1 pseudogene is annotated in these 257 nt (G+C 63.0%); it reads right to left on the reverse strand.

Annotation, left to right across the window (positions count from 1 at the left end):
• Nucleotides 1-59: 59 nt before the first annotated feature.
• Nucleotides 60-257, reverse strand: a pseudogene (locus AC0IYH_RS32530) (macrolide ABC transporter ATP-binding protein); the annotation flags it as partial.

Genomic DNA, 257 nt, shown 5'->3' on the forward strand with positions numbered 1-257 from the left:
GAGCGAAGCCGGTTGGCCCTGATCGCGTCGAGGGCGATCGCGATGTTCAACGCCAGCATCTAGCGCGCTACGCGATCATCGACGATGCGTCCGTCTTCGATCGTGATCTGCCGGCGGGCTTGGGCAGCGACGCTCTGATCGTGGGTGATGAGCAGGATCGTGACGCCATCGGCATTGAGGCGACCAAACAGATCCATGATCTCCCTTGATGTGCCCGTGTCCAATGCGCCCGTCGGCTCGTCGGCGAGGAGCAGGCT

Source organism: Pseudomonas sp. AC463 (genome assembly GCF_979253585.1).